Source organism: Thermoplasma sp., from assembly GCF_023256435.1.
GTDB lineage: Archaea > Thermoplasmatota > Thermoplasmata > Thermoplasmatales > Thermoplasmataceae > Thermoplasma.
The window spans coordinates 31892-41195 of sequence record NZ_JAGDXM010000015.1 but is presented as its reverse complement, the minus strand read 5'-3'; the positions used below and the strand labels follow the sequence as shown (position 1 = coordinate 41195).

Annotated in this window: 10 protein-coding genes; 6 read left to right on the top strand and 4 right to left on the bottom strand. The window is 42.4% G+C overall.

What is annotated here, in order from left to right:
* Both Q0C15_RS01870 and Q0C15_RS01865 read right to left on the bottom strand, forming a co-directional pair.
* Positions 1-465: Hsp70 family protein (locus tag Q0C15_RS01870; protein ID WP_297215381.1), on the bottom strand; the 465-nt coding region annotated here is incomplete at its 3' end.
* Between the two features lie 6 nt (positions 466-471).
* Positions 472-999 carry a nucleotide exchange factor GrpE gene (locus Q0C15_RS01865; RefSeq protein WP_297215379.1) on the bottom strand — a complete coding sequence of 176 codons (528 nt, stop codon included), beginning with the start codon at positions 997-999 and terminating at the stop codon, positions 472-474.
* A 430-nt stretch (positions 1000-1429) separates the two neighbouring features.
* On the opposite strand from Q0C15_RS01865, the gene Q0C15_RS01860 reads away from it, so the two are divergent.
* The 6 genes from Q0C15_RS01860 to cgi121 all read left to right on the top strand — a co-directional run bounded on the left by Q0C15_RS01860 (position 1430) and on the right by cgi121 (position 7399).
* A complete protein-coding gene (locus Q0C15_RS01860) occupies positions 1430-2662 on the top strand; it encodes an MFS transporter (RefSeq protein WP_297215376.1) in 1233 nt (410 codons plus the stop codon).
* 23 nt (positions 2663-2685) lie between these two features.
* Positions 2686-3132: a YbhB/YbcL family Raf kinase inhibitor-like protein gene (locus Q0C15_RS01855; protein ID WP_297215373.1), complete on the top strand. Its 447-nt coding sequence runs from the start codon at positions 2686-2688 to the stop codon at positions 3130-3132.
* A 57-nt stretch (positions 3133-3189) separates the two neighbouring features.
* Positions 3190-4449, top strand: coding sequence for a nodulation protein NfeD (locus Q0C15_RS01850; protein WP_297215370.1), 1260 nt, complete (start codon positions 3190-3192; stop codon positions 4447-4449).
* A 49-nt stretch (positions 4450-4498) separates the two neighbouring features.
* Positions 4499-4840 carry an archaellum operon transcriptional activator EarA family protein gene (locus Q0C15_RS01845; protein WP_110642010.1) on the top strand — a complete coding sequence of 114 codons (342 nt, stop codon included), beginning with the start codon at positions 4499-4501 and terminating at the stop codon, positions 4838-4840.
* 167 nt (positions 4841-5007) lie between these two features.
* Positions 5008-6981, top strand: a complete 1974-nt coding sequence (gene lonB / locus Q0C15_RS01840) for an ATP-dependent protease LonB (protein WP_201796945.1) — start codon at positions 5008-5010, stop codon at positions 6979-6981.
* A complete protein-coding gene (gene cgi121 / locus Q0C15_RS01835; RefSeq protein ID WP_110642008.1) occupies positions 6971-7399 on the top strand; it encodes a KEOPS complex subunit Cgi121 in 429 nt (142 codons plus the stop codon). The genes lonB and cgi121 overlap by 11 nt, the downstream gene beginning before the upstream one ends.
* Here cgi121 and cobS read toward each other — a convergent pair.
* Both cobS and Q0C15_RS01825 read right to left on the bottom strand, forming a co-directional pair.
* The gene (cobS, locus tag Q0C15_RS01830) at positions 7342-8109 is read right to left on the bottom strand and encodes an adenosylcobinamide-GDP ribazoletransferase (protein WP_297215365.1); all 768 of its coding nucleotides are present in this window, start codon (positions 8107-8109) and stop codon (positions 7342-7344) included. The genes cgi121 and cobS overlap by 58 nt on opposite strands.
* On the bottom strand, positions 8106-9137 hold the full coding sequence (locus Q0C15_RS01825) for a pyridoxal phosphate-dependent aminotransferase (RefSeq protein WP_297215362.1): 1032 nt from the start codon (positions 9135-9137) through the stop codon (positions 8106-8108). Before Q0C15_RS01825 ends, cobS begins: the two co-directional genes overlap by 4 nt.
* Positions 9138-9304: the final 167 nt, after the last annotated feature.

The following is a 9304-nucleotide window of genomic DNA, read 5'->3' as shown; positions in this document are numbered from 1 at the left end:
GGCAGCCGTAGGTTCATTTATTATTCTCTTAACATCAAAACCTGCTATCGTCCCAGCATCCTTTGTTGCCTGTCTCTGATTATCGTTGAAATATGCTGGCACGGTTATAACCGCCTCATTTACTGGTTCGCCAAGGAAAGCTTCCGCATCTTTCTTTATCTTCTGGAGTATAAAAGCAGATATCTGCTGTGGAGTGAACTCCTTATCAAATACCTTGAATTTATAATCAGTACCCATCTTTCTCTTGGCGGCATATATCGTCCCCTCAGGGTTCAGCAAAGCCTGTCTTCTGGCCGGTTCACCTACCAGCATCTGCCCATCTTTTGTGAACGCTACATAACTTGGGAAGGCTTTACCGCCGATAGATACGCCCTCTGAACTAGGGATAACAGTCGGCTTGCCTGATATCACTACTGCAGCAGCTGAGTTGCTTGTACCTAGATCAATACCTATTATTTTTGACATTCATCATCACCTTTTAACAACGATTACTTTCGATGTGCGGAGCACCCCATCGTTAAGGGTGTATCCTCTTTGAACTTCATATTTTATCATGCCATCCTCACCATCTGTCGTCACACCGACCACCTCATGAAGATATGGATCGAATCTGCTCCCCTCTGCCTTGATCGGTTTGAGCCCATACTTGGAAAGCACTCCGAGCATCTGATCCCTGATCCTTATTAGGTTGTTATCCTTTTCTGCCTGTATCGCTGCGTCTATTGAATCGAGAACAGGTAGAAAATCCTTTAGCAATTTTTCGTTCGCGTTCTTCTTTGAAAGCTCTACTTCGCGATCCTTGATCTTTATGAAATTTTCAACCTCTGCCTTTTCTCTGAGGTATGCGTCGGTCAGTTTAGTTAACTTATCGATGGCATCTGAATATTTTTTCTGTGCATCATTGAACATCTCTTTATAAACCCTGCTGTTCCTTTCCAAGCTCCTTTGCATTTCAATCTTTATTGGATTTTTGGTGTATTCGGATGGTGACGGTAGCATCTATCAGGTATATTTGTTCTTCTATATAAACATAGTTGGAATCCTGTTCTCAATGATCATTGATCTCGCACGATATTTTTGAAGGTCCTTAAAAAATTTCTATCATAGACATATATTATTTTCTTCCGTGAAATAGCTTTTGAATAGTTGTAAATTCAGTTTGAGGATCTATCTATGCATATACGTTTTTATCGCATCACGTTTGATATAATGAGATTTTGCACTGTTTGCATCCTCATTTCCATAACCTGAGTTCAGGGCATGACTCATGATAAATTCTCCATCAATTGGAATGGTGATGCTACCACCTGAAATGCTCATCTAACGTATTCTTTATGATCTTCGCTTTAACATTTTTACCCTTATATTTCAGAATATTGCATATTTGGTGGGAGAGGTTAAAATATCGGAAGCAATCAGGATATAGATTATGGTATATTCTTATGGTTTTAGATCTCTGGATAGGAGGGTTCTCTATCTGGGGCTTTCAAGATTCATACGCGCATCAGGAAGAGTATCCGCATTCATCTTCCTCCCTTTAATATTCATAAGTATATACCATATTTCATTCCTTCTGACAGGGCTCATACTTGGTTCATCTGCCGTTATAATGGCCATCGTTCAGTATTATGCCGGCAAGTGGACCGACAGGATCGGAAGAAGGTCATTTCTGATAATAATACCAATACCGGCTAGTATATTCTATTTTCTGATGTTTATTGCCGTATTTTACCACCTGCAGTTCATATATCTCATTATACCATGGTATGGAACCATAATATTGAATTCCCTGCAGTATCCTGCAATAGAAGCTGCGGTTGCGGATATAACAAGTGTGAGTGAGAGGCTTTCCGGATATACACTCATAAGGATACTCGCCAATCTTGGAGCTGCAATCGGGCCTCTCATTGGCGGTATACTGAGCTCCATAAATTTCTCATATATATTTATCCTTGCGTCACTCCTCACAATAGCAGAGCTGTTCATGCTTTACTTCAACGTCAAGGAGACCTATACCATCAGGAATGTTAATAAAGAGGAGATAAAGTTCAAGATCTTCAAATCGGATAGGTTCTTCTTCCTTTTCACAATCGTGGGCGTGGTGCTTGGCTTTACCCTCAGACAGAATGGACCCACACTGACGGTTTACGCATTTGATCTTAAGGCCCTCCCTCTAATAGACATAGGTCTGATATATTCTGTGAATGGATTGGCTGTTATTGCTCTTCAGATGCCGATCTTGAGGCTCATGTCATCCAGGATGAACGCAGTTTTCTGGAGGGGAATAGGAACAATATACTATGCAGCCGGGTTTATGGTGCTTGCATTCAACGGTGCGTTCGCATACTTTCTGATAGCTATGCTCATATTCACGATAGGTGAAGACTTTATGGCCCCAACTACCCAAACTATCATAACAACTCTGGCCCCAGCCGATAAAAAGGGTACATATATAGGCTCATACAACCTTCTTACAAGTTTTGGCCGCTTCTTCGGTACTATATTCGGCCTCTATTTTCTTTATCTCCTTAGAGGTTCCACAGTTACATTCTGGACGATGATTGCGGCTGCCACTTTAGCTACTGCAATGGCCTATGTCTTCATGGGAAACAGTTTTGTAAGGAGAGTTTCACGCAGTTCTGGAGTTCTCAATAAAGCTTAATACTGGTTGATCGATATAATATTATGGAGATAAAGATTGAAGATTTCAGCAACGGTTCGCAGATACCTGTGAAGTTTACCTGCGATGGATCAGATGAGATGCCTAAGATAATGATAGAGGGAGTTCCCGATAAGGCAAAGGCTCTTGCGCTTATAGTTGATGATCCGGACGCTCCATCAGGACTGTTCACTCACTGTATCATCTACAATATTCCAGTAAACACTAAAAAAATTGACGGTTCAATTTTGAAGTCATCCAGCGTGATCAGCGGTATAAATGACTTTGGGAACAAAGGATACGGCGGTCCATGCCCACCTCCGGGAAAGCCGCACAGGTATTATTTTAAGATCCTCGCTCTTGACAGAACCTTCGAAAAGCCGGGGATGAAGAGAAAAGAGTTTGATAATACTATAAGCGGACATGTGATAGCCACAGCAGAATATATGGGTACATATTTAAGGAAGCATTAATTTATTATATCGATGGATCATCGAATTCCTATAATAATCGTCGTTTTCTTTTCGATCATGATACTTATGGGTATCTCTTCGAATTCTCAGGCTCAACCGCAGAAGAACGTGGTTGTCATATACCTTGATGAGGCTATAGATGCCGGATCCTCAGCAATGATCACCAGCACATTGAGCTCTTTATCCAATTCAACCACTGCAGCTGTCGTAATAGATATGAACACCCCGGGCGGCGAGCTGGAAGACATGATCCAGATGGTGTCGGCTATAACCAGCGTAGAAACAAGGGGTATAATCACAATAACATATGTGCCTCAGAACGCTATGGCCGCGTCGGCAGGTTCCTATGTCGCCATGGCAACCGATTATATCTTCATGGCCAATGGTACATATATCGGACCATCAACCCCGATCGTTGTCGGGGGAACGTCACTTGAGGAACAGCACGTAAAAAGCGCCATGGAGCAGTACATGGTCAGTCTGGCAGCGGAGCATGGGAGAAATACAACTGCCGCATACTCTATGGTAAGCAATAACACAGCTTATAATGATACCACGGCCTATAAGATTCACATTATAAATGGTGTATATAGCTCACTCACTGAAGCCCTGGCCTCGCTTTCACTCTCATCTTATCCGAGGATTGCGGTGTATCCTTCCGCGTATGATAATTTCCTCAGCTTTTTAAGTAATGCATACGTTGACGGAATCTTTATATTGCTTGGTTTCGTAGCTATAATGCTTGATATTTATCATGGGAGCGTGATTCTGACGGTTATTGGTATTACACTGCTGATCCTCGGCTTTCTTGGTCTTCAGCTGATATCAGCATCCCTCGTAGGCGTGCTGTTGTTGATCTTTGGATCCGTTCTTATAATACTTGAAGCAAAGATGGGTCATGGCTTTGCATTGCTATCGGGAGTAGTTGTGGGTCTTATCGGTACATTTCTTCTTGCTTCTCCATATTATTCATCTAATCCTGGTTATTCACCATCGCCATTCACAACGTTCGACATACTCACATCCATTCTGATAGTGATTGTTGCTGGATTTCTAGCGTTTTATATACGTCGTATAGTTCGCGCCTTCAAATACAGAGGAAAATGGACCGGTGCCGAATCCCTCATTGGCAAGTTTGGATATGCTGTGGGTAGTATAGACGATAGGGGCTGGGTTTCTGTGGATGGAATAGAATGGCAGGCCAGATCCAGTACAAGCTCCAGCATACCGGCAGGCTCAAAAGTGAAGATAGTTGGCAGAGAGGGCCTGATCCTGGTAGTGGAGAAGGTGGAGGAAGAACAGGTGAAAATTAAATGATGCAGTATATACTAAAAAAATTTAAATACGGTTTATGTCATCTTCATTTATGGAACCGATGGTTGATGGGAACATATTAAGATCATTAAATAGAAGCGAACTCAGGAGAAAGGTTCTTTTCTATCTTCTCTCCATATATCCGTACAGATCCTATCTGTCAGAAATCTCAAGGGCTGTTAAATCAGATCCATCGAACGTTAAAGGCTGTCTTGAAGGATTAGGTGTTAGGTATACAGGTGAAGAGAGTCTAATTGGGCTGGGCCTTGTGATAGTGGAGCAGTCCAAGAATGGATTCAAATACTTTAAGATAAATCCAGAGATAGTTGAAGAAGTAAGAAATATGAAAAACATGTTCAGCGACAAAAAAGTGTATACCGTGGAAATTGGCTAAGGATTTACTGTTTTACCATCAGTTTTTTATAATTCATTTTTCGAATCGATCTCAATTGGATATGTTATTTTTAAGGTGAAATATTGGCTTTAAGATCTCAACTATAGCGACATTTTAACCGTTCTAATTTAGGAAAGACTTATTTATGAAATTTTGATTATGAAGTTGTGGAAGAAAACATTGAGAGCGTCGAGGAGTGGGTCAGTAAATTAGACATAGAGACGACCAAGGATATACATGTACCTAAACTCCTTTTTGATCAGGTCATAGGGCAGGATCAGGCTGGCGAAATAGTAAAAAAGGCAGCCCTGCAGAGAAGGCACGTGATCCTGATTGGAGAACCGGGTACCGGAAAATCAATGCTCGCACAGTCAATGGTAGATTTCCTGCCCAAGAGTGAACTTGAAGATATTCTCGTTTTTCCTAATCCTGAAGATCCAAATAAACCAAAGATCAAAACCGTTCCCGCTGGAAAGGGCAAGGAAATAGTAAGACAGTATCAGATAAAGGCGGAGAGAGAGAAGCGGGACAGATCGAGAAGCATAATGTTTGTCATCTTTTCAGTGGTTCTGCTTGGAATAATAGCAGCGATTGTTCTACGATCCATAACGCTGATATTCTTTGCGATAATGGCAGCCGCGTTTCTATATATGGCGATGGCATTCAACCCTGTGATCAGAAATGAAAGGGCCATGGTTCCGAAGTTGCTTGTATCTCACAGTCCAAACGATAAGCCACCGTTTGTGGACTCAACCGGGGCTCATTCGGGTGCACTGCTTGGCGATGTGAGGCATGATCCGTTTCAATCTGGTGGCCTAGAGACGCCCGCCCATGAAAGGGTAGAAGCAGGAAACATACATAAGGCGCACAAGGGGGTTCTCTTCATAGATGAGATAAACTTGCTAAGGCCGGAGGATCAGCAGGCAATTCTTACGGCATTGCAGGAGAAGAAGTATCCCATATCTGGACAGAGCGAGAGAAGCGCAGGTGCTATGGTTCAAACTGAGCCTGTGCCGTGTGATTTTGTTCTTGTGGCTGCAGGAAATTACGATGCTATAAGGAACATGCATCCCGCTCTTAGATCGAGGATAAGGGGATACGGTTATGAGGTTGTGGTCAACGATTATATGGATGACAACGACGAGAACAGGAGAAAGCTCGTTCAGTTCATAGCTCAAGAGGTAGAGAAGGATAAAAAGATACCTCATTTCGATAAATCCGCTATAGTTGAGATAATAAAAGAAGCACAGAAGAGGTCAGGCAGGAGAAACAAATTGACATTAAGGCTTAGGGAACTTGGTGGTCTCGTGAGGGTAGCCGGAGACATTGCCGTAAGCCAGAAAAAGACCGTTGTATCTGCTGCAGATGTGATAGCTGCAAAGAATCTTGCTAAGCCTCTTGAACAGCAGATAGCAGATAGATCCATAGAGATAAAGAAGATCTACAAGACATTCAGGACTGAGGGTAGCGTTGTCGGAATGGTGAATGGTCTGGCGGTGGTCGGCGCTGATACCGGCATGTCAGAATATACTGGAGTCGTTCTACCGATAGTTGCTGAGGTCACGCCAGCTGAGCATAAAGGGGCAGGTAATATAATAGCAACCGGAAAGCTTGGTGATATAGCGAAAGAAGCCGTTCTCAACGTTTCGGCCGTGTTCAAGAAGCTGACGGGGAAGGACATATCCAATATGGATATTCACATACAGTTTGTTGGCACATATGAGGGTGTGGAAGGCGATTCGGCAAGCGTGTCAATAGCCACTGCGGTGATATCTGCCATTGAAAATATACCAGTGGATCAGAGCGTAGCAATGACCGGTTCCCTTAGCGTTAGAGGAGATGTTTTGCCTGTGGGTGGAGTAACTGCAAAGGTTGAAGCCGCAATAGAAGCAGGACTGAACAAGGTCATAGTACCAGATCTGAACTACAACGACATAATACTTGATGCAGAGCATATAAATAAGATACAGATCATCCCAGCGAAGACCATAGAGGATGTATTGAGGGTGGCCCTCGTCAATTCGCCTGAGAAGGAAAAGCTCTTCGACAGAATATCAAACCTGATAAATGCAGCAAAGATAATAAAGCCGCAGAGACCAGCAACCACTGCAACGACCAGGGCAGGAAACAATGCGGCTTAAAGTTAAATTTTTTAGATCAAACGGTCAATTGAATATTTCTGATATCGTCAATTTTGTTCGATCTAGAAAGGGAATATTCCAACCTATACGGAGCAAATGTATAGTTTCAGAGGTTCATCTAGCTTCGGCCATCGAAAGGTCATTGAGGCGATCGGAGAATGGAAGCAGGATACGTGATCCTGGCATACTCATACTGATGTATCTTTCCGGAAGCGATCAGATTCAGGATGCCATGGAACAATGCGGAATTCAACAGGATTGCGCTTCATTCGCCGTTGTATACGAAGATGATTCAGATATATCCGATTTCCTTCATGCATTTCAGTACATCTCAGAAAACGATTTACCTATCCCGCATGATCACAGCAATGATATGATCTTCGAGAGAATGTCGTATGTAGACAGCATACTGGATTGAGATAACATAAATACCGTGAATATGAGAATTGATCTGACAGTTTCACCAGTAAACCCTGCAATATCCCCATTTATCCCCCCAAATTTGAGGTTAAGCAGCTTTCTAAGTATAACATAAAAAAGTAACGTGAGAACAGTGGCAAGGATAATTGCTGCTGGAAAGATCAGAGAAATTGCCATCGGTATGATCAAGAATTCAGCCGTATAAGCATAAGGATGCCGTTTATACATATCGATGAATGCGCTGCCTATCCCCTCAAATAAAGGTCTTGATCTATGCAGTATCAGCATCATAGTTGATTTGGACAAGAACTCTGCCGTTATTATGGAGGCAATGGCCATATATGGTCTGGTGGCTGAGAGTGAGATAAAGGACAGGAGATATATGAAAAGGAAGACGAAGAGACCGCCAGCACCTATATGATGATCAAGGAGAACATCCTTTAATCTCGTCTTATCTCTGACCATCAGGGCATCGCCAGTATCGGTCACAGCGTCTACATGATTCAAACCATTGAGCATATATATAGAAGATATGGAGAGGAACGAGGCCATTAGGATCGAGTATCTATACACCGCAACATACAACGACACGCCAACTGCAGCATCAAAAAGTGATACAAATGGTAGGTATGCTATGAGATCAGGTTCTAGTTCACCCTTTATGGGCAATACGGTGAAGAACGAAAATGCTGATCTGAATCCGCTCATTTCTTTAACTCTCTTTCGGCAAATGTTCTGAATGCATCTATATCATTTCTGATCTCATACGACGTAAGACATACTCTGAGGTAACCATCCAGACCAAAATAGGAACCGGGCGCTACCAATATCCCATAATCTGTTACAGCTTTCTTTGTTAGTTCTTCCGATCTTAATTTTCCGTCTCCTACGAATAGAAAGGGTGCACCCTCATAATGATCGTCGTAGAGACCGAACTCTGATATCTCCTTCAGCGCTATTTCTGCATTTCGTTTCACTACACCAAGGGCCCTTTCCCTGAATTTTTCCCATCTTTCCAGAGATTTTCTTGCAAGATACAGCGAGAACTTTGCGTTGTTGATCGTGGTGAGATCCTTCAACCTTCTCATCCCAGATATGTTCTCTGGATGTGATACTATCCATCCAACTCTGAGGCTGCTGAGACCAAAGAACTTAGTCATGGTATTCGAAACGATAAGATTCTTTGAGCCATCATAGATCGATGCATTTTTATCTTCTATAAAATCGTGAAAGGTCTCGTCCAGATATACATACTTATAAGAATCTTTGACCCTGTTGATATGGTCGGCCATATCACCATATTTTCCTGTGGGATTGTTTGGCAGGCTCATTGATAGGCTATCTCTTTCATCAGCTGCACGTGTTATATTTTCCAGTTTTACCCTTTCCACTTCTCTTTCAAGCGATTCCGGTACAAGGAAAAGTGGTTCGTATTCTGGCAAGGGTACGAAGACTCGCCTGGAATATATGCTGATGAAGGCCGAGGCCAGAAATATTGCCTCTGTCCCGCCGTTTGTGATCAGCACGCTGTCTCTTTCCACACCGTATCTCTCAGCTATTGCATCGCGAAGTGCAGCCTCCTGATCAGTCTTATCATTCAAATATTCCTCATAATCCACGTTGATACCCATCTCCCTAAGATCCGGTTCGGGTAGGCCACTGTTAGAGAGGTTGTGCTTTGCCGATGATTTGTATTTATCCAGAAAATTCAACCATCTGAATTCCACGGCTTTCATTCTCCGACCTCTATCTGATTATTCGCAACATATTATAAATGGATAAAAACGTTCGTTTCTGAGAAAATTAAGGGTGAGATATCGACTATTCAGGCTACCGTTATGCTACGCAGAGAATATTGAAAATGAAAGAATGGTAAATTTTATCCATGATCTTTTAGATATAT

Coding starts and splice junctions, on each gene's coding strand:
- Q0C15_RS01865 (WP_297215379.1), bottom strand. CDS start 999: ATGCTACCGTCACCATCCGAATACACCAAAAATCCAATAAAGATTGAA.
- Q0C15_RS01860 (WP_297215376.1), top strand. CDS start 1,430: ATGGTATATTCTTATGGTTTTAGATCTCTGGATAGGAGGGTTCTCTAT.
- Q0C15_RS01855 (WP_297215373.1), top strand. CDS start 2,686: ATGGAGATAAAGATTGAAGATTTCAGCAACGGTTCGCAGATACCTGTG.
- Q0C15_RS01850 (WP_297215370.1), top strand. CDS start 3,190: ATGATACTTATGGGTATCTCTTCGAATTCTCAGGCTCAACCGCAGAAG.
- Q0C15_RS01845 (WP_110642010.1), top strand. CDS start 4,499: ATGGAACCGATGGTTGATGGGAACATATTAAGATCATTAAATAGAAGC.
- cgi121 (WP_110642008.1), top strand. CDS start 6,971: ATGCGGCTTAAAGTTAAATTTTTTAGATCAAACGGTCAATTGAATATT.
- cobS (WP_297215365.1), bottom strand. CDS start 8,109: ATGAGCGGATTCAGATCAGCATTTTCGTTCTTCACCGTATTGCCCATA.
- Q0C15_RS01825 (WP_297215362.1), bottom strand. CDS start 9,137: ATGAAAGCCGTGGAATTCAGATGGTTGAATTTTCTGGATAAATACAAA.